The 22,246-nt window shown below is 33.5% G+C and carries 17 protein-coding genes; 4 read left to right on the forward strand and 13 right to left on the reverse strand.

Annotated elements, in window-relative coordinates; all coding sequences use genetic code 11:
• Positions 1-145 precede the first annotated feature (145 nt).
• The gene (locus J3U00_RS04125; RefSeq protein WP_267331660.1) at positions 146-766 is read left to right on the forward strand and encodes a YrbL family protein; all 621 of its coding nucleotides are present in this window, start codon (positions 146-148) and stop codon (positions 764-766) included.
• Here J3U00_RS04125 and pmrB read toward each other — a convergent pair.
• From pmrB to J3U00_RS04180, 11 genes are all read right to left on the reverse strand, one after another.
• On the reverse strand, positions 738-1,835 hold the full coding sequence (pmrB, locus tag J3U00_RS04130; protein ID WP_267331661.1) for a two-component system sensor histidine kinase PmrB: 1,098 nt from the start codon (positions 1,833-1,835) through the stop codon (positions 738-740). The two genes, J3U00_RS04125 and pmrB, sit on opposite strands and share 29 nt — an antisense overlap.
• Before the next feature lie 33 nt (positions 1,836-1,868).
• Positions 1,869-2,531 carry a two-component system response regulator PmrA gene (gene pmrA / locus J3U00_RS04135; protein ID WP_267331662.1) on the reverse strand — a complete coding sequence of 221 codons (663 nt, stop codon included), beginning with the start codon at positions 2,529-2,531 and terminating at the stop codon, positions 1,869-1,871.
• A 122-nt stretch (positions 2,532-2,653) separates the two neighbouring features.
• The gene (locus J3U00_RS04140) at positions 2,654-3,178 is read right to left on the reverse strand and encodes a phosphatase PAP2 family protein (protein ID WP_267331663.1); all 525 of its coding nucleotides are present in this window, start codon (positions 3,176-3,178) and stop codon (positions 2,654-2,656) included.
• Positions 3,179-3,283: 105 nt separating this feature from the next.
• Positions 3,284-3,976, reverse strand: coding sequence for an amino acid ABC transporter permease (locus J3U00_RS04145; protein WP_065561858.1), 693 nt, complete (start codon positions 3,974-3,976; stop codon positions 3,284-3,286).
• A 6-nt stretch (positions 3,977-3,982) separates the two neighbouring features.
• The gene (locus tag J3U00_RS04150; protein WP_065733860.1) at positions 3,983-4,702 is read right to left on the reverse strand and encodes an amino acid ABC transporter permease; all 720 of its coding nucleotides are present in this window, start codon (positions 4,700-4,702) and stop codon (positions 3,983-3,985) included.
• A 3-nt stretch (positions 4,703-4,705) separates the two neighbouring features.
• The gene (locus J3U00_RS04155) at positions 4,706-5,533 is read right to left on the reverse strand and encodes an ABC transporter substrate-binding protein (protein WP_267331664.1); all 828 of its coding nucleotides are present in this window, start codon (positions 5,531-5,533) and stop codon (positions 4,706-4,708) included.
• Positions 5,534-5,763: 230 nt separating this feature from the next.
• Positions 5,764-6,228 carry a YhcH/YjgK/YiaL family protein gene (locus J3U00_RS04160; protein ID WP_267330614.1) on the reverse strand — a complete coding sequence of 155 codons (465 nt, stop codon included), beginning with the start codon at positions 6,226-6,228 and terminating at the stop codon, positions 5,764-5,766.
• A gap of 53 nt (positions 6,229-6,281) precedes the next feature.
• On the reverse strand, positions 6,282-7,478 hold the full coding sequence (locus tag J3U00_RS04165) for a sialidase family protein (protein ID WP_267330615.1): 1,197 nt from the start codon (positions 7,476-7,478) through the stop codon (positions 6,282-6,284).
• Between the two features lie 12 nt (positions 7,479-7,490).
• Entirely contained in the window at positions 7,491-8,894 is a 1,404-nt protein-coding gene (locus J3U00_RS04170; RefSeq protein WP_267330616.1) for a sodium:solute symporter family protein, read from the reverse strand.
• Between the two features lie 43 nt (positions 8,895-8,937).
• Positions 8,938-9,816 (reverse strand): dihydrodipicolinate synthase family protein, encoded by an 879-nt coding sequence (locus tag J3U00_RS04175; protein WP_267331665.1) that lies wholly within the window; start codon positions 9,814-9,816, stop codon positions 8,938-8,940.
• Between the two features lie 27 nt (positions 9,817-9,843).
• Positions 9,844-10,980, reverse strand: coding sequence for an iron-containing alcohol dehydrogenase (locus J3U00_RS04180; RefSeq protein ID WP_267331666.1), 1,137 nt, complete (start codon positions 10,978-10,980; stop codon positions 9,844-9,846).
• Positions 10,981-11,207: 227 nt separating this feature from the next.
• On the opposite strand from J3U00_RS04180, the gene dtnK reads away from it, so the two are divergent.
• Genes dtnK through J3U00_RS04195 form a run of 3 tightly spaced genes read left to right on the forward strand, consistent with a single transcriptional unit; the run spans position 11,208 to position 14,263 of the window.
• On the forward strand, positions 11,208-12,482 hold the full coding sequence (dtnK, locus tag J3U00_RS04185) for a D-threonate kinase (RefSeq protein WP_267331667.1): 1,275 nt from the start codon (positions 11,208-11,210) through the stop codon (positions 12,480-12,482).
• A 12-nt stretch (positions 12,483-12,494) separates the two neighbouring features.
• The gene (gene pdxA, locus J3U00_RS04190; protein ID WP_267331668.1) at positions 12,495-13,478 is read left to right on the forward strand and encodes a 4-hydroxythreonine-4-phosphate dehydrogenase PdxA; all 984 of its coding nucleotides are present in this window, start codon (positions 12,495-12,497) and stop codon (positions 13,476-13,478) included.
• Positions 13,479-13,501: 23 nt separating this feature from the next.
• Positions 13,502-14,263 (forward strand): DeoR/GlpR family DNA-binding transcription regulator, encoded by a 762-nt coding sequence (locus J3U00_RS04195; RefSeq protein WP_141677452.1) that lies wholly within the window; start codon positions 13,502-13,504, stop codon positions 14,261-14,263.
• Positions 14,264-14,544: 281 nt separating this feature from the next.
• Here J3U00_RS04195 and pbpC read toward each other — a convergent pair whose 3' ends face one another.
• Positions 14,545-16,842: a penicillin-binding protein 1C gene (pbpC, locus tag J3U00_RS04200; protein ID WP_370632588.1), complete on the reverse strand. Its 2,298-nt coding sequence runs from the start codon at positions 16,840-16,842 to the stop codon at positions 14,545-14,547.
• 94 nt (positions 16,843-16,936) lie between these two features.
• The gene (locus J3U00_RS04205) at positions 16,937-22,027 is read right to left on the reverse strand and encodes an alpha-2-macroglobulin family protein (RefSeq protein ID WP_267331669.1); all 5,091 of its coding nucleotides are present in this window, start codon (positions 22,025-22,027) and stop codon (positions 16,937-16,939) included.
• Between the last annotated feature and the right edge of the window lie 219 nt (positions 22,028-22,246).

A 22,246-nucleotide genomic window follows, 5' to 3' on the forward strand; every position in this document is an offset into this window, starting at 1 on the left:
TTGGGAAAAACACTGTTGTAACGTGGGTGGCAATATTATACAGAAATATTAAAAAAGCGCTAGGATTTATGATAAAAAAAGCGTAGCGAGAAAAAACAGTAACTGCTACACTTTTAACTAATAGTAAATAACACGATAAAAATTGATGGAAAACTTAATTCAACTTGCTGAAAAAGATTATATAAGTAAAGGTTTACACCGCAAATGCTATCATCATCCCGATGATCCTAATAAATGTATCAAAGTCAATTATAATGAAGGAGCAGAAGAAGAAACAAACCGTGAAATTGCCTATTATAAGCACCTTATAAATCGCAATATCTCATGGGATGTGCTAGCAAAATATTATGGTCCTGTAATGACTAATTTTGGTCAAGGTCATGTTTTTGAACTTATTCGTGACTATGATGGAAAAATTTCTATTCCATTAGAAAAATATCTGTTCGACGAACAAGCAACTAATCAAAATTATGATGCGTTAGTTGTATCACTCAAAGCATTAAAAACAGCCTTGCTGAAAGATAGAATCATTACTATGACAATCAAGAGTAAAAATATTTTATTTCAGCATTTGTCACCAGAGGAAAATCGCTTAATTATTATTGATAACATTGGTAATTCGACATTTATTCCTATCGCTAACTATGTAGGCTTTTTTGCAAAAGCCAAAATTGAACGCACATGGCAACGATTTTTATTATCACTAATTCGAGAAAATAAGCATAATTCATTAATCACTAAGTTAATTGATGATGTGAATCATTAAGTCTGACTTCGGCAATCGTACCCTTTTGGTCTTGCCGATTTCTTAATGTAAATTGGCCATGATGTAATTTAGTAATACGATTAACAATACTCAAACCGAGCCCTATTCCATCATGTTTACGATCCATTCTGAAAAAAGCTTGGGTTAACTTTTCTGTTTTTGACTCATCAATACCGCTCCCTTCATCTTTAACGGCTATCACAATTTCTTCAGCATCTTTATAAAAACTAATAGTAATTTTACTTTCATTTGGACTATACCGATAACTGTTTTCAACCAAATTACGAATCAGTAAACGAATCAAAGTCGCATCACCATTAAAAATTATATTATTACCCGTAATTTCCCAATCAATACTTTGTTGTTTTTGTACTGTTAACTCTGTCAATTCATCAAAAAGGGGAATTTGAATATCATCTAGAAAATTAATTTTTTGATACTGGCCTAGAGTAAATTTTTGACTTGCTCGAGCAAGCATTAATAGTTGTTCTACGGTATTTACTAAACGATCTATTCGTTCAATTAACTCATGGGAATCTATTTTATCTTTACTTTCTAATAGTTCTAGATGTAATCGAATACCTGCTAAAGGTGTTCTCATCTCGTGAGCTACATCTGCTGTAAATAAACGTTCTTGAGATAATGTATTAGTAAGCCTTTCAAATAAATTATTTAATACCGTAGTAATTGACTTAATTTCACGCATATTACTGATTGGTTTTATTGGCTTAAGATTATCTTCAGTTCTTTTATTTAAATCTTTTTCAAGTATCTCAAGGGGTTTAGTAATCCATTTAATCGCCTTATAGGCCAAAAATAAAGTTACAACCATCATGGAAAATGCTGAGCAAAATAATGCAAAAATTGCTTCTAATTCTTCATGTTCAACCACTTCATCTATTTTATTTTGACTTAACGTTAAGTTAACTAAAACATCAATTTGCTCTTTACTCTCATGCCATAACCAAAATACCGTAATAATTTGGCAAATTAGCATTATTGCACCCAAAGTAAAAAATAGATTCCAACGGATACTATGTCGAATATTATTCAAAGACTGTTCAATCATAAATTTGCCATTCAATTAATTTTAAAATAATAACTAATTATTAATATTGAGTTGATAGCCATACCCACGCACAGTCTTAATTAAATCTTTTCCTAATTTATTCCTTAAGGCGTGAATATAAACTTCAAGCACATTTGAACTTGGATCACTCTGCCAATCATATAGATCATTTTGTAATAAACTTCGATGCACTTTTTTACCAGCTTTCAACATCAATCTAGATAGTAAAATAAATTCTTTTGGCGTCAATATCACTTCTTGATTATTTAAAGTAGCTTTTTGAAGTTTAATATCTATTGAAATTGGACCATAGTTAACAATATTATCGGCAGTTCCTTGATTTCGACGAATTAACGCTCTTATTCTGGCTAGCAATTCGGTTAAGGCGAAGGGTTTTATTAAATAATCATCTGCACCAAGATCTAAACCTTCAACTCTATCTTCGATAGTATCGCGAGCGGTTAAAATTAGTACAGGAATATCGATATTTTTTTTGCGCCATCGGGTGAGTAACTCTAAGCCATCACAATCAGGCAAACCTAAATCAAGAATAATTAAACTAAACTGTGCAAACTCAATAAGATCCTCAGCTTGCTTGCCATTAGATGCGACTTCACAAACATAGCCATTAGACGTTATCGCGTCATATAAACCTTTTTGTAATAAACTATCATCTTCTACTATAAGAATTTTCATTATAGTGTTACCTAATTTTGATTTAAGAAATGTAACATTTACAACTATTATACGCTTTACTATTTATTTCCCAATGCTTTAAAAATTTAAGTTCATTTTGATAGTTATAATTTAGCGAATAATTATTTAAAACTTTTTGAGCGCATAAACCATATCTTTTTGACTAAATAAACAGAGATAAAACTTAACAACATACCAACCAGAATATCCAGTGGCCAATGAACACCTAAGTAGATTCGACTCCAACAAACAAGTAATGCAACAATCGTACATAGATAAGTTAATGCTTTAAATTGCTTTTTATAATTTAGATAAAGTGAGAAGCAAATAGTCCAAATAAAAACAGCGTGCTGACTAGGAAGAGAACTCGTTTTATCGTGATTCAAATAGTTCGTACCAATATTAAGAACAAATGGACGTGGAGAATAAAATAGATGTCGAATAACAAAGGTTACAAACAAGGCTACAGCCAAACCTAAAGCAATTTTTATGATTAATTGTCTATAAACAGGTTTGAATAAAAAACATATTCCCAATATGACTATAGGAACAAAGATTAAATAATTTGCACAAAATATGGCAAAAAGAATAAATAATTTGGAGGCTTGTTCTTGAGCATTAATTAATAAAAAAAGATGAGTGTTCATATCAAGCAACATACAACGACCTATAAAAACAATATTTAGTTGTAATTTAATCAATAAAGCTTAAAAGAACCTTAAAAAGGATTTTGAACATTTAATAAATGATATTTATCGTTTATTTTTTCGAGTAATCAAATGGTATTTCGGCAATAAAGAGACAGTAAAATCAAGTGCAGCACAAATAATAAAATAAACAACAATCACAAATAAAAATATTTCAGTAGGATAAACCATACTACGATTATTAATTTGGGTAGCAATGAATGTAAATTCTGCAACACCCACTATATAAGCTAAAGACGTATCTTTAATTAATGATACCCATTGATTAACAAATGAAGGCAGCATCATTTTTAATGCTTGAGGAAGAATAACAAAAATGATGACTTGTCTTTTATTTAAACCTAACGAAAAAGCCGCTTGCCACTGTTCTTTAGCAATAGCTACCATTCCCGCATATACGGAATGACCAATATATGCGCCACCAATTAAAGATAAAGCAAAAATAACTGTTGTAATAGCTGGCACATCAACATTCAATAGCACTGGCAACAAAAAATAAGTCCAAAATATCAGCATAATAACGGGAATCGCTCTTAAAAATCCTAATACGACAACTAAAAGTTGACGTAAAAATCCTTTGCAAACAGTTAGACCAATACCAGCGAAAATACCTAAAATAGACGAAAAGATAATAGCAGCTAAGCTCATCAAAAGAGTCAACACAATACCGCCTGGGAAATTACCCCACATTAGGTAATCTAAATTATTCCAAATTACTTCAAAACCTTTAAAATCCATAAAAAATTAGACCCTGTTTAATCGCTTTGATTGGTAAATATTGCCTAGTGTCCCAACAATAACAATGGCTAAAATATATAAAAATGTTGCTATCGCAAAATCCTGAAATGTTTTCAGCGATTCGGTTTCAACTTGACGTGAAACATAAGATAGTTCCAACACCCCAATAGCCATTGTTAAAGAGGAATTTTTGATGATATTCATATATTGACCAATTAACGGAGGAAATGCGATACGAATGCTCTGAGGTAAAATAATAAACCGCATACTTTGCCAACGTGTAAGACCTAAAGCTAATGATGCTTGTTCTTGACCATTGCTTATTCCCAAAATTCCTGCTCGAAATTCTTCAGCAATAAAAGCGCTGGAGTAACATGTTAATCCAATTAAACCAATAATAAATTCAAAAGAAGGCATTTTTAAAGAGAAAAAAAACAGCTGGATTTGCGGTTCATCAAATAGCCACATTTTAAATTCTACTGGTAACAAATTACCTATACCAAAATACCAGAAAAAAAGCTGCGGTAACAATGGAGAATAACGAAAAATAGCGTTATAACTAATTACAACGCCTTTGATAATTTTGATATGACTTTGTTGAGCAATAACTAGCAAAAAACCAAATATTGTAGAGAGAATGATTGTTAAAACTGAAATAGCGATAGTGACTAAAAAACCATCCCACAACCACCATAAATAACGGGGTTCCAGTAATTGCTCATACATTATTTATTGACCTTTACCTATTTTGAAATCACCACGAGGCATGGCTGAATTTGTATCAGGTCCAAACCAACGGTTATAGATAGTTAACGCTTCACCATCATTTTCAAGCTTTAATAATATTTGGTCAACTTTTTCTTTCAAGCGGGTTTCCCCTTTTGGAATACCTACAGCTTGATATTCTTGAGTTATACTAAATGGAGATATTTCAAAAGCAGCTCGTTGTTCTTCTGGAACATTAGCAAGTAAACCAATTAACTTTGCGTCATCTTGAGTAATAGCTTGTACAACACCATTGCGTAATGCTGCAAAAGCAAAAGGTGTATCATCATATGAGATTACTTTAGCAGTTGGGTACTTCTCACGTAGAGTAATTTCCATCACTGTACCTTTATCGGCACCTATACGAAGATTTTTAAGATCATCTGCTGTTTTTAGGAATCCTTTTTTAGCTACAAACTTCTGGCCAGTAGCAAAATAAGGCAAACTAAAATCGACTGTTTTAGATCGTTCATCAGTAACCGTAAAGTTTGCAACAATCAGATCTGCTTTTTGTGAGGTTAGTAAAGGAATACGGTTGGCTGGATTAGTTGGAACAAGTTCGACTTTTACATTCAATGCTTTAGCAATTTCATTAGCATAATCAACATCAAGCCCAGCAATTTTATTAGTTTTTTCATCAATAAATCCAAACGGAGGATTACTATCAAAAACAGCAATCTTGATCTCCCCTCGTTTTTCAATATCATCCAAACGATCGGCGTAGGCTGAATTGATACCTAACAAGACCGTAAATAGTGCTGCAGCTGTTAATGATTTAGTTAAAAATTTCATATCGACTCCCAAAAAATGAAGGACTGGTTTATATATATATCAAGTCTATCAATAAAGAATCGTATGGATAAATAACAAATGTTTACATGGTTATAACTTATAGTTATATTGAATTATGATACATATCAGATACGTTGAAAATACATAAAAGTTTTAACTAAAAAAGCAAGCTCAGTAACTGAACTTGCTTTGGCTTACTTGTTGGATGTTTTAGTAAATGATAATTGAATTTAAATAATATCTATGGGAACTTTAAATACAGCTTTTCGTACTTTTTGTGGAACATTAATCATACACAAAGCCTGATGGGCTTCACCAGGTGCAAAAGTAACAAAATCTCCTTCAGTTAAATAAATAGCATTATTTATCTTAGGATTTTCCAAAATATACAAATCAGGTTTTTTCTCATAGCAAGGTTCATTACTAGAATCAATCAAACTGTAACGAATGATTTCTTCACCTTCTAAGATCATTTGAATATCTAAAAATAGCTTATGGAACTCTGTATGTCGCTCTTGCTCAGGCGAAGTATAAGAATCACCGACATTATAAAACCACCTTTCTCCTTTTAGTTGATATTTACCATCAGGTAAAGTCTTTAGATATTCAAAGCTAGCCTCTGGTCGAGCTAAAATACTATATAACGACTTAGGTAGTGTTGCTAAATGTAGAAATTTTGTATTACCAGCAATCATTTCCAATCTCCCTTTGCCAGTTTACTTTTTAAAATTTAAGCCCTTTAAATTTGCTAGAACTTATTATTAATAGTGGACTTAACCCAATCCTCTTCAACCAAAACATATTTAATTGCCATTCTAAAATAGGTATAGGCAATGTGTAACTTACCATCTAAGCCTTGTTTGATACTTGGATATGAAAACTCTCGATTAAGATTGTCTTTTGAATTATTTGACATACAGTAACCATCACCTTCATCCAAATTTCGAATATAGGGCCATGTTTTACCATTATCAGTGGAAATTGCTAACGACATAGGCGCTCTAGGAGCACCCCAGAAAGCATTTTTTTGCCCATCAAGAATTTTTGCTTCTTCTTTATGTGCACTGCTTTCATCTTCTATTTCATCATAAAGAGACACTCGCCTTTCTTTGGCATCTTTGGCACTTGAATTATTAAACACTAAGGCAATATGTCCATTATCTAATACAGTGGCTTGAATTGATGAATTATTATTAGGTAAAATGGTAGCAATTGGTTTTGTCCACGTATAGCCACCATCTGTTGATCTACTTTCATAAATATAATCAGCCCAACGACTTCGAAAAATAGCATACAAAGAGTTATCTTTTAGCATTAAGATATTCATATGCACACAGCCTAGGCTTTCAGGAACATCAATATTTGACCATGTCTTACCTTTATCTTTAGAAATCATCACACCGCTAGTGTCATAACTTCCAACCCACTTTTCACCGGGCTTTGCAATACAGTAAAAAACTGGCAATAACCAATCCCCGTTTGGCATAACAGTAATAGGCTGGCGAATAAAAATACCTTTATTGGGGTCTTCCAATAATGTTTCAATCGGCCCCCAGGTTTCTCCATAATCTAGTGATTTTCGATAACGGACAATCGCAGTATCTTGGTTTCCTGAAATTTGCGCAGTATACAAAATCCATAGAACATTATCAGGATCTAAAAAGAATAATGGATTTTGTTCAGATCGTGTTGGATCATCTGAAAGTTTAACCGCTTTTGTCCATGTATCACTTCCTTTTTTCAATCTAGAATAATACGCAGAAATGTCAGGAATCCCTTCTTGTGTTCCTCCAAACCAAGTGCAAAGTAGATCACCGTTTGGCAATTGCAACAAATTTGCTGCATGATTTTGCACACATTCGGTCGGCAAATATGCATCAACACGTTTTGTATCATCAGTGTTTTTACATAATCGGCCTGAACAATCTAATCTTACTTTTGTCATTCCGTTATCTCCTTATAAATTATCCGCTTTCACTTTAGTTTTTACAAAAGGACTGATTAGCACTTTGTCTAATAACATAATTAATGCAGGTGAAATTAATGCTACATACATGTTATTAATACCAAACGGATCACCGCAGTAGAACCAAAGAGACGTTATAATTGCAGCACCAACTAAAGCCATATTTGCAGCTCGAGTACTATTTAAAAATGGTAGATAGAAGGCTATCATTGCCACAATGGTAATTGATAATCGAATTGCTCTTGTGAAGAATGATAATTTCAGAACTTCAGGGAAAGCAAGTACAAGTAATAATGGAGCAAAACCAACAATAACCGAAATAATTTTTGTTGCTTTAAATTCTTTTTCTGCTGTTGGCTTACAGTAAGGAACATAGAAATCTTTAACAATTAAAGAAGCTATTGCTAATGCCACTGTACTAACACTGATAAAAATTGAAGCAACTAATGATGTAGTAATAATGCCTGCCATGATAGGATTCATATCTTGAATAAATACAGGTAATGCATATAAACTTTTGATTTCAGGGTGAAGGAATTTTGCACAAACACCGATAATAGCTATTGCTATCGCAATTGGTAAGCAGAAAAAGAAAGCATACCAACAAGCTCTTTTAGCTGATTTAGCATCTTTAGTTGATGATATAGCTTGAATAACAAATTGTGTACAGAATATTGAACCTATAGTACCAATTAACCAGGCGAAAATTGTACTTGCACCGATTGAACCATCCCAAGTCCAATAATGAGGTGGCATTTGTTCAATCATAGGACCAAAACCACCGGTAAGATAAAGCGCCGTTCCTAAAATAAATAACACACCAAAATATTTAACGGCGCTATGAATAATTGTTACATAAGCCACACCTTTCAATCCACCAAAAGCGAAATAAAATGTACTTACCACTGCAGTAATAAGAGCAGCAACAGGTAAAGAGATTTGGAGCACAGTAGAAATAGCTGCAGCTCCACTAATATAATTTCCAACATTTACTAGTGTTAATGCATAAATCATTATTAGAGAAATTAAATTCTTAGTTGAGTTACCATATTTTTGTGCAATAGCACCAGAAATAGTGATTTCTCCAGTGTTATAAATTTTTTTAACTAATATCAAGCCAAATAATGGAAACCCTATTGCAGCACCTATAACTGACCATGACGCTGCAATACCATTATCAAATGCAGACTGAGCTGTTCCTATAGTTGACTTCGCACCAATATACTCAGTCATCAATAAAATACCTACAACAATTGCAGGTACAGCTCGAGAACCTTCCATGAAATCACTATTGTTTTTACTTCTTAAAAAATAAGTCATCCATGAGGTAGCTAATATGTAGAGAACCACAATACTAATTATTATTATTGTGTCCATCGTTCCAAAATAATGCATAAATCACCTTTCATCTTTAATATAATTACAATGTAAATATTTGTTATAGTTTTTTAATAATATTTTTAATTGTTGCTATATGTTCATCAGAGAACATAACTGGATAACGACTTACACCAACATCTTCGCCCATTAGAGTTAATGCTTTCTTCACAGCTGCTGGTGAAAATACTGTTGCATACAAATTTTTTCTTAAATTTCCAACGGCATCTTGAGCAGCTTTAGACTTAGCTAAATCACCCTCTTTAAAATTTCTCCAAATGGCATTGATATAACCCGGAGCTACATTTGCGAGTCCTGAAATTGATCCAACTGCCCCACCAACAAAACCTTGATAAATGAGCGAATCTGGCCCTGTTAATACATCAAATCCATTTATGTTGTTAGCTACATCAAGAAAAGCTTGTAAGCTTTCTGCACTACCTGCACTATCTTTAATACCTAAAATATTGGGATGTTCAGCTAATTTGGCTGCTGTTTCAGGTTGAATTGTGTTACCAGTTCTGACGGGGATATTGTATAAAAAGACGGGAACAGTAAGAGCGTCAGCAATAGCCGTGTAGTGATAGATTAGCTCTTCTTGTTTAACTGGTATAAAATAAGGTGCTATGACTGATACAGCATCAACACCTAATTTCTCTATCTCTTTGCCTAATTTGATTGTTTCACGTGTTGAGATTTCCCCAATATGAGCCATAACTGGTGAACGGCCAGCAACTTCATCAACACAAACTTCAGTCACTTTAATTTTTTCTTGAGTACTTAATACAAAAAACTCACCATTAGTACCATTACAAAAAACACTGTTACCATTAGTTAATTGACGTTGAACTTGTTTACGCATTCGTTTTGGACAAAAATCACCGTTATCATCAAATGTAGTCACGATAGCAGTTAAAATCCCTTCTATTTTTTTTCTCATAATATTTACTCCTAATAGCCAAAGTTTCTATAAAAGCGATTGATAAATAGCTAATACATCTTCTTTGGAAACTTGCTTTGGCACGTTATTCATTAAACGTTTCACATCAAGAGCTGCATCAACTAAATAAGGTAAGTCATCTGGTGAAATATTAAGTTCTTGTAATTTACTAGGTAATGCTAAACGTTTTACTAATTCTCTAAAGTAGTTAACTAAAGCATGCGATTTTTCTTCTGCGGTTAAGGTTAGAACGGCATCAGGTAAAAGATCATAGGCTTGAGCAAATTTATCAACGACTGCATCTCGAATAAATTCCATACAAGGTACAAGTAAAATTGCATTAGCAACTCCATGAGGGATATGGTATTTACCACCAAGTGGGTAAGACATAGCATGAACTAAATGAGTACCAGCATGAGCAATAGCGGCACCACCACAATAAGAAGCCCAAAGCATATTTAATTTTGCTTCTATATCAGTGATATCATTAACTGATTTTTCGAGTGAATTGAATAGCTTTTCCATACCTATCAAAGCATAATTATCACCAACCGAATTAGAGATACTGGCTGTAAAACACTCTATTAGGTGGCATAATGCATCTATACCTGTTGAAGCAGCAATATGCTTTGGCATTGACGTTGTTAATTCAGGTGCTAAACAAACATAATCAGGTAACATGACGGGAGAAATAATACCCTGCTTGGTCATTTTTTCAGGTATAGCTAGAATCGCATTTGGTGTTGCTTCTGATCCTGTACCGGCTGTAGTCGGTATCAATACAGAAGTGCACCGCTTAATTGGTTTTTGCCCATCTAATAATTGTTCAAGAGTAATATTGGAATCTTTAACGCATAAAACAGAAATCAATTTAGCTACATCAAGTACACTTCCACCACCTACACCTATTACGAGATCGGCGTTAGATACCTTCATTTTATTAAGTAAGTTAGTTACATCTTGATGGCTTGGTTCCGGCGGAATATCATCAACTATGGTTACTAAAGCAACATTTTCTTGCACTTTTTTAATGAGTTCTTTTGTTACGGATAAATTAATAATATTTTGATCTGTTATAAACAGAACATGCTTACGATCTTTAAATAAAAAATGAAGATCTTTTAAAACTCCTTGTCCACTAAGAATTGTGCTATTTATATGCATAATCATCTCCAACAAACGCCCCAAAAATGACAATTAAAAATCATATTGATTTCATTTAATCACTAAATGTTAATTTATGTTTGCATTTTGATCAAATTGAATATGAAAAACTATGATCAAGATCACATAATGCAATTTTTGATTTATTTTAATCATAATAATTGTTTTTTTTAATAAAGAATATGTATAATCAGAAAACTGGAATTATTTATAATTAAGAGTTCTTAATGATTAAGTTGATTATTGCTGATGACTTCACCGGTTCTAATGACGCTGGAGTTCAATTAGTAAACAAAGGATTGGTTGTTGATGTAATTTTCAATTGGGAAGAAGCCAACTTATCAGAAAAACATAGTTTTCAAGAAAGTAAAAATAATAATGTTATAGTCGTGAATACTGAAAGTCGCGCCGTTACAAATAAAGAAGCCCAAAGAAGAATACAAAAAGTTATTATTAATAATCCTGACGTTAAGCAAATTTATAAGAAAATTGATTCTACTTTACGAGGAAATATTGGTACTGAAATAGCCACGCTATTGGATAATTTTAAAAATAAAGTTGCGTTGGTTGTTCCTGCATATCCCAATATGAATCGTACGACAATAAATGGAAATTGTTACATAAATGGAATTGAATTAATTAATACTGAATTTGCTAGTGACCCTAAAACGCCTGTTTACTCATCAAATATAAAAGATTGTATTGAACAACAAACAAACTATTCATGTGTAGAGGTCAATTTAGATCAAGTAAGAAATTATAAGTTAAAAGAACATATTGAAAATGCTATCAATAATGGTAAAAAAATGATTGTTGTTGATGCTGAAACAAACGGTGATTTGCAATGTATAGTTGAACAAATCTTACCATTACAAGAGAAATTATTACTAGTTGGATCAGCTGGTTTGATTGATTTTTTACCAATAATTCATCAAGAAAAAAATACAACTAAGCCCAGGATAAGTACTCATCCATTATTAGTCATAGCGGGTTCAATGAGTGAAAAGACACAACAACAAATAAATTATACGGTTAATCAGAATGATAATTGGGTAATTTTTGATATAAATATTACCGAATTATTACCAAATATATCATTATTTACATTAACCCAATTAACAAAAAAGATTCAATCACAACTAGATTATCAAAAACATTGCATAGTCAGAACAAGTTCTAATATAGACGATCGTTATAAAGTTGAAGATTATTGTAAGGAATATAACTTAACTCGAGAACAACTTGGTGAACATATCTGTCAATCTTTAGGTCAATTAGTCAATCGGCTACAGTTTAAAAATCTATTTTTGACTGGTGGAGATGTAGCGATAGCTATAGCCAAGTCTTTAGGAGCTATAGGGTTTAGAATTGAAGGACAAGTAAGTCCTGGTGTACCTTATGGTCAATTAATAAGTAACAAACCTATAAAATATCGTGTATTTACCAAAGCTGGAGGCTTTGGTTCAAATGATATTTTTTTAAAAACATTAGAATTTATTTAAAGGAGAAGTACGATGTCAAAAATCGTAGCGATAACAATGGGGGATCCAGCTGGTATTGGACCAGAAATTATTGTAAAAGCTCTACAATCAGAAGTACTTAAAAATATACATTCTGTTGTAGTTGGTTCTGCTGAAGTTCTGAAAAAGCAATTAAAAATGGGGTTATTTACTAATGTTTCAATTAATGTGATTGAACAAGTTAGTAATGCTATTTTTCAACCTAATATTATTAATGTCATTGATATAAAGTTAGATGATATTGATTCTCTAAAACCTGGTATCATTCAACCGCAAGCTGGTGATTTGGCTTACCATTGTGTGAAAAAGGCGACTGAGCTTGCTTTAAGCGGCGAAGTTTCAGCTATTGCCACCGCACCATTAAATAAAGAAGCCTTACATTCTGCTGGGCATATGTATCCAGGACATACCGAATTATTAGCAAAATTAACTGATAGCAAAGATGTAGCAATGGTGCTTTATACCGATTCACTTAAAGTCATCCATGTCACAACCCATGTCTCATTACGTAAATTCTTAGATACCTTAAACAGTGAACGCATTGAAAAAGTAATTAAAATTGCTGATAATTTCCTTAAAAAAATTGGGATTAAGCACCCTAGAATTGCCGTTGCAGGCGTTAATCCTCATGCTGGTGAACATGGTTTGTTTGGTGATGAAGAGATTAAAATTGTTACTCCCGCTATCGAAAAAATGCGCCAATACGGAATTGACGCCATTGGACCATGTGCACCAGATACTGTATTTTTACAAGCACACCAAGGCAAATTTGATATAGTCGTTGCTATGTATCACGATCAAGGTCATATTCCACTTAAGTTATTAGGATTTTATGATGGTGTAAATATTGCAGCTGGTTTACCTTTCATTCGCACATCCGCTGACCACGGAACCGCCTATGATATTGCTTGGCAAGGTGTCGCAAAACCAGATAGTATGATAGAATCAATCCGATTAGCGGAACTGTTATCTAATTAAGTAAAATAAAAGAGGAGTTTTCAGTGGGAAAATACAATCGACTAGATCAAATCATGGATTATTTAAAAATTCATAATCTAGTGACAGTCGAAGATTTAGTTATTGCTACTGAAGCCTCTCCAGCGACTATTCGTCGTGACTTAATCAAATTAGATCAACAAGGTGTCATTAGTCGAACACATGGAGGCGTGACACTAAACCGTTTTATTCCAAATCAACCCACTACTTTCGAAAAAATTCACAAAAATTTTAATGAAAAACAACTTATAGCAGATGTAGCTGCAAAGCTAATAAAACCTGGTGACTCAATCGCTCTTGATGCCGGTACTACGACATTAGAAATAGCAAAAAGAATTACGCAAATGCCAGTTAGGGTCATTACATCTGACTTACATATCGCGCTATTTTTGTCTGAATTTAAACAAATTGAAGTCACAATAATTGGTGGGAAAATTGATGACAGTAGCCAATCTTGCATCGGTGAACATGGTCGCTCTTTGCTTTTACAAATTAATCCTGACATATCCTTTGTTAGTTGTAACTCTTGGAGCTTAAGTAAAGGTGTAACAGCACCAACTGAAGATAAAGCATTAATAAAATCTAGCTTTGCCGAGAAGGCAGATAAAGTTGTTCTTGTTGCAGATAGTAGTAAATATAATACTTATTCTTTATTTACGTCTATACCACTAAACCGCTTTACTGACATTATTACTGATAATCATCTTGATACAGAATCCGTACAAGCTCTTCAAAATCAAACATTTAAATTACATATTGCCAAATAATATCTTCCACTAATAAGAGATCAACAATGGACTGACTTTATTTGTAGTATTAGCTTTATTGAAAATAATTATCCCACTGATCACTATATTTTCGTCTACATTGATTATCTAACTTTTGTTAAACTTATCTTACAAGCACATTGAACACTGACATAAAGTGTAAATGCTAACTGTTTCCGCCACATTAGATATTTCTGTTAATCCCGATTAAAATAAACCTCAGATAACGATCCGTTACAAATTTAATGGGCAATAATTTAACCACTGAGTTTGTTACTTAATTAATCTGACATAAACTTTAATCGAAATATTTGTCCGCTTTCATCTAATAATAGCAAACGATGAACACCTTTTTTAGCAATAGTTAAGGCCACTTTTTCATTATCTTTAGAATTAGCAACTAAGTTTCCATCTAAAAACCACCATTTTTCCCCATATCCACCCTCTGGAGTTAAATCAACTGTAACTTGATGACTTCCTGGTAATGCTCTAATCAATTGTTTATCACGTAAACCTACGATATTGAGTGAAGCAAAAACATCTTGTCCCATTACAGGGCAACTTTTATCAATTGGTGGTAATAGAGTCCGCCTTTTCTCTTTTGTTAACAGAAAGTTTTCTAATGATACTGGCCATAGGGCAAGTTGTTTTTTTTGTGCTCCGGGACAATCAGCAGCAACACGTTCACCTCGTTCATTTACCCAAATCGTTATCCACCCAGAACGATAGATATTATTTTTTAGTTCACCATAGGTACTTAGTGTTGGCGGTGTCATATTATTTAAAACCCATGCGGTCTTTTGACGGTGACAATTTACATCAGATTCCGGAAGAGGTTGCCCTAATGGCCAACAAATTTTCATAGAAGATACTGATGCTGGTTTTTCATAAGTAGTGAGTGGACGATTTAAACGATTTTCTCTATTTAATAAAATTGAATTAACATGTTGTAAAATTGGCATGGCAGACATTGAACCATATTGCCCAACAACGGGAGTGCCATCAGGACGCCCTACCCAAACACCAATTAAATATCTTGGATTGATACCAACTGCCCAAGCATCCCGATAGCCATAACTGGTTCCTGTTTTATAAGCTAATAGATTACTATTAATTAACATTTGTCTTGTTATCCAAGCACTACCATCTGAAATAAAGGGTTTATTAATCAATGGCTCTTTTTGAGTAAAGCGCAATGGACTCACTTCGCCATGCCTAGCAAATGCACTATATGCACTAACAAGATTATCCATCCTTAATGAAGCGCCACCTAATATATAGGAGATATTAGGCTCGTTGCCTATCGAAGATAAAGGTAACCCAATACCAGCCAATTTACCTGCAAATCGTTTGGGGCCATATAACTCAATTAATTGAACCGCAGGTAAATTTAATGATTTACTTAATGCGTCAGATACACTAACCGGCCCATAGAAACCATCATCGAAATTGGTCGGACGATAATCGGTAGTAATACGAGGAACATCTTGCAACAGCGATTCAGAATGAATCATACCTTCATCAAGAGCAAGCGCATAAATAAAAGGTTTTAGTGTAGAGCCAGGAGAACGTAACGCACTAATCATATCAACTTGGCCAAAGCGTTCATTGTCATTAAAATCAGCTGAACCGACATAGCCTTTTACTGTCATATCAGTATGATCGACTACTAAAATAGCCAATGATGTTTTAGGAGGTAGTTGTTTCACACGATTGATGGCTAAATCTTCTAAATTATATTGAATTGAAACATCAATAGTGGAATGAATAATATCCTCATTAGGGTATTTATTTTTTAAACGATAAGCCAGTAAGGGAGCCACTTGTGGTGCTTTTCGTGGATATACCCAAACCTCATCGCGTCGAACGGTTTCGATTAAATCATTTGACCATACTTTATATTCTGCCAATCGGTCTAATACTTTATCACGAGCTTGTTTGGCTCTTTCAGGAAATCGGTCGGGTCGTAACCGGCTTGGAGCTTGAGGTAACACAGCTAATAATACTGCCTCACTTCTTGTTAACTCTTTAGGCTGTTTACCAAAATAAGACCAACTTGCCGCCCCAATACCTTCTATTGTGCCGCCATAGGGTGCGTGGTTAATATATAAAGTTAAGATCTCATCTTTACTATAATGTAATTCAAGCTGGAGGGTTCGAAAGATCTGTTTTAGCTTACCCGTTAGCGTTCGATCGTGTGGATATAATAATCTTGCCACTTGCATAGATATAGTACTACCACCGGAAACGATTTTATCATTTGATATATTTTGCCAAGCTGCACGAAATAAAGAAATCGGATTAATACCAATATGTTCATAAAAATAGCGATCTTCATAATTTAATAAAACTTCAAGATAATAGTCTGGCACTTCATCAAGACTGACCGAATAACGCCAAACACCATTTTGATCAGCAAATCGCCATAATGGAGTTTCATCTGCTGCAACAACGGTTTGGGTAGTTTTATTTTGTGAGATAGATAAAGGAAAAAGAGAGTCAGCAATAAAAAAACTACTGCTCAATAAAACTAATAATATCAAAAAAAATTTAAATATTTTATAAAAGCATTTTTTCATTATCTTTATTATGTGACCCAGCCAAATGTATTTATAAATAAAAATTCCGCCAAATATATTGGCGGAATAATTAGTAACGTATATTAATATCTAATTAATTTTCTTCCTGCTTAGGATTTGAAATAGTCATGAAATCAGGTGATTGTCCTATAGCAAAACGGTCTGGACGATACATAGATTCTACATAAGGATAAGGAATCATGTAATCGCCAGTAGTTACTGCTCTAACTAAATACACTAAACGTTTTCGATATTTATTATTGCGCCCCACATAATTATTAATATTAACAGCGGCAACATATCTATCATCTCTATATTCTTGATATTTAATATTACTAGCATCATCATCTCCCATTAATTTAGCTATACTAGGAATTGATGATAAATTCACACTACTATTAGAAAGGTTTTGATTTTCAAGCTCTAGACCAGCTGGTAAGAAATCAACAACCAACGCATCATGAACTTGTTCTTTAGCTATTACATCTAAAACCACAACCATCATAGAACCTACATCTAAATCTGCTGGTGATATTTTATTACCCTGCAAATCATAATACGTACGACTGATGTTAAAGAAACCATCAGCTGAGGTTGGCGCTGGAGGTGTTTTAGAATAACCTGTTACAGAGAACTTAACATATAGTGGCTCATCTGATTCTGAATTATCAATCGATAACCCTTGGGTTAATTTATCAAAATCATATGAATGTGAAAATACTGAATCAACTTCATTAACTTTTCCATTCACTGATACCTTAAATTTATTACCACTTTTATGCTGTTCTAATGACCAACCAGCAATAAACAATGAATTTAATTCTTGTGTTGAGAAATATCGTTTACTGTTTAATAAATCTGATAAATTATACAGATAAGTACCTTGTTTATTCTGAGCTATTTTGTTTTCTATTAATAAAGATAGAATTAATGCTTCATCACGTATTTCACTACCGTAATTACCAAACCAGTGATTATTGTATTGATACGAAGTGCTAAAAACTAAAGGTAATAATTTTTCATAAACATTTTGATTACCATTTAATTTAGCAGCAACCGCTAGTTGAGCTATAGGTAATGGCGAATAGATAAATGACTTATCATTACTTATCTTGTCTGATAAATAATTTATCTCGTTACGCATTGCTGAGGTAACTTTATTTTGTTTAGTTAAAACCATTAATGCATAGGCTTTAATTGACAACTTAGAAAACTCAAAACTACGTGAATCTCCATAATAATCAAGATTATTATATGCAGACGTATCATAGATATATTGACCTAGGCGTGTCATTGCTGAATCAAGCGCTTTATCACTAACTTGATAACCTCGTTCTTTAGCTTGCAACAAGAAATCTGTTGCATAAACTGTCAACCAATGCTCTTCTTCACTATGACTATTCCATAGCCCAAAGCTACCATTATTTCGTTGCATTGATAAGATACGTGAAATACCTAATTGCACTTTTTTACGACGCATCTCATCTGAATCAGTTTTAATACCTAGTTCTGCGAGTTGTTTACTATTGGCATATAATGATGGGAATAAACCACTCGTTGTTTGTTCCAAGCAACCGTAAGGATATGCAAATAAATCTTTGATATATTGAGCAATATTTAACGGCGGCTGATTAGAAATGACCAATTGCCCTTCAACAGTGTTATCAATTAATCCTGTTAATGCATCGTTTGGTAATTCCCAATTATCATTGGCATCTAGTGCTAACACATAAGATCTCGTTGTTCCGGCATATGCAGGCCTTACGCCAATTGACCATGATCTTTCAATTTTAGTGTCAGAATTATCTTCAAGTAAAATACCTTTGACCGCTATTGTTACCGAACCAGTACCATAACCATAATCTGCAATAACAGGGATTTGAATGATATCTTTTTGTTTACTATCAAGTTTGACTGATATCGTTTTGGCTTCATTTTGATGAATCAAACCATTAGTCGATACTTCAACTTTCATATTTTGTGTTTTATCTGTCAAATTATGAAGATCTAACGCTAATACAGCGCGATCACCACCAGATAAGAATCGAGGAGTTGATAATTCAGCTATAACCGGAGCTGAAACTTTCATTTTTTTATCAGCTTTACCAAAACGATTATCATCCCATGCTTGAGCCATTATACGTAGCTCACCATTAAAATTAGGTAAAGGTAAATTAATAACACCTTCGCCATTGTCATCTAATTGAATGGTTTTGAGTTGTTGTGCAACAATTAGAACTTCATTTGACGGTTTTTTACCGCCAGCACCCATCGCATCACCACCAAAGCTCATATTTACATTACGACCAGTAGCTTCAATTAAGCTGCCATAGACATCGTTAATATCTACATTAAAACGTTTACGTCCTAAAAACCAAGCATAAGGATCTGGTGTGACATAATCAGTGATATTTAAAACACCTGAATCAACAGCTGAAACCAATACAGTCACTTTTTTATCTTTTTGGACAGATGGCTTATCCATTTTAATTTTAATTGGCACAACAGTTTCAGGTTCTACTTGTACCGGTGTATCAATTGTCACATTTAATTGACGATTAGACGTATCAATTGGTAAATAAAGTAAACCAATTGCTCGTTTAACTGTTTGCACGGAAGCATCAGTCGAAGGGCGAATAATCATAGCACTAATATAGACATCATGTCGCCCCCATTTTTCAATAGGAATTTCGACATCTAAACCTTCTTCACCCACCGTAATTGCTTTTTTCCAAATCGTCCCATCATTGGTTTCGAGAGAAATATAACCAGAACCCGCTACCGGTGCTTGAACATTAACTTTAGCGACATCGCCAGGATTATAAGATGGTTTATCAATACTTAACTTAACTTGGTCTGGACGTACTGATTTAGTACCATGAGTATTATCTTCCCAATCATAACCAACCCAGAATCTGAGACTTGATACGACTTTACTGTTTGTATCTACCACTTCAATTCGGTAAGCACCATAATCAGTAGGTTGATAGGTTATTTTTGTGGTACTGCCTGCCTCAATAGATAACTGATCTTCAGAAACCACAAATTCCTTCGAGTTGGAACTTTGACGCCAACCATCTTCCTCAGACCAAACCCAATAGTAATCATTACGCTCACGAACTAGTCTAGCTTTTAATGATTTTGTACCTAATTTTTCCCCATCCAAATCAACATAAGCGATTTCGAATTCAGCATTACTATTTATGTCTACAGTTGGACGCTCAAAATAATTATCGCTATTCCAATCATAATATTCTGAGTTTTCAAATAATGCTCGGATTGCCGGCAATTTAGGTGCAGGCCAAATAGTTTGTGTTGCATAACGCGTAACTGGTCTACCACCAGAATCTAGCAAACTAGCTTGTAAAACGACTTTTAGAGGTGATGAGCTTCCTGACCAATAATTATTCTCAATATTAATTTCAGTTAAACCATCGCTATCTAACTTTAACTCTAAAGAATCAAGTTCGCGATATGGATTTTCTTCAGTAGCTGATCCAATTTTGAAGTCATCTAATCCTGCAATGGTATCAACTTTCTTTAAATAAAGATTAGCATCTAAGCGATTACCAGATGCTGGCGCACCATATAAATACCAACCTTTTATATCAAAAGAAACATCTTCACTCTTTAAAATTGGACCATCAGATGAACTGTGTATTTCCATCGCCATACGTTCTGGCAAAAATTCTTCAACTTTAAAATTCCACTGACGATAGTTATCATCACCTAAATTGAAACGAATTAACCAATTACCTGTTGCTGCATCAGCGGGGATAACAAATTGTTGTTGATATAAACCATTGGTATTCACACTGCTTTTTAGTTGATAAGTTTTGACAACTCGACCATTAGAAGAAAACACTTCAGCGACGATTGGTTGATCAGGTAATGGCTGTCCATCTGCATCACGTAATAGTGCATTAAAATAGACGGTTTCGTTCGGTCGATAAAGGTCTCGAGGGCCAAAAACAAATAATTGTTTTTGGTAGAAAGGTTTGCCCGATAAATTGAAATCAGTTAAATTAAGCGCAGCACGATTAACCATCAAAAATGAAGTTTGCTCGCCATCGGTTGCAGTCAATACGCTATATGCCTTGTTGTTGCCATCGATTTCAACATAGCCATCTTTATCTGTCGTTGCCTTAATATTCTTACACTGCTTATTATTAGATTCGCATAATAATGTTAAATTAATATTAGCTAGTGGCTTACCGTTATCTAACGCATGAGTCGTTACCGCTAATTTACCATTATCATAACGATGATATGAAACCCCGATATTACTTATTGAAAATATTGTTGCAGGATTTGATTCATTATAAGTACCCGCTTCATTCATTACCGCAATATAAACACCTTCTTGATTAAGTTCAGAAACTGTAGAAAGGTTAACGATAATGGTTTCTTGAGCATTCGGTCTAGGATTAAGATCAAATCTTGAAGAATAAACTAAATCAGTATATTCACTCATACTTTGCGAACGCCAAATTGACAACATATCAATAAAACCATAATTATCAAGTAAAATAGGTAATTTTTCTGGCTTAATTTTGAAAAAGTTTATATCAACTTTATCAACATTGAGCGTATTAATCGGCAATCCACTCATGGATTTACTTGGTAATAAAAATCCAGTACTAGCAAAACCAACCATAGGTTGGCGATCTTGGGTGGTTATTTGAGCTTCATAAACAGATGACAAATGGCTATCATTAATCGCTGATAACATCTTATCAATAGTTAAAACCAATTTACGATTTGGCTGAAGGTAGCGAAGTTTTAATTCAAGGCCATTATCAGACAACTCCCACGCGCCATCAACCACACCACTCTCTTTGTCAACCAATCTTAATAAATTTGAAAAATTCAATTTCGGATTGAGAGGAACGGAAAATGTCACGACTAATGTGCTTGAACCATCAATGATTAATTCTGAACTATCGAGAACTTTTAGATTTTTACCTTTATATTTTTCGATTAATTCAGGCGTTGGATTAAATGGGTTATGAGATTGCGAATTTGTACTCGAATCATGCGTTGTATTACTGGTATTACTGGTATTATTTGTAGTTAACTCGGTTTTATTATTACTTACTGAATCTGTCGATTTATCTTTTTGATTATCACAAGCGCATAACGTCAAAAACAAACCCAACACAGCTAAGTGTTTTATCAATCTCATTGTTTCACCTAATCCTTTCTATTCCTGATAAAAATACTACTTATTTTTTTGTTCATATTATGCACTTTCACAAAAACTTTAGCAAAGAATCTTTATTAAGATTTTTAATTTATTTTGAGATAATTAAATTTTTTAAATTGGTAAAAAAAGTTGAGGAACGGGGTTTTTGAGAGGGGTTTTGGCATTTAGAACTTATCATAACGCTGATAAGCTCTAAAT

Source organism: Gilliamella sp. B3127, assembly GCF_026536935.1.
GTDB lineage: Bacteria > Pseudomonadota > Gammaproteobacteria > Enterobacterales > Orbaceae > Gilliamella > Gilliamella apicola_E.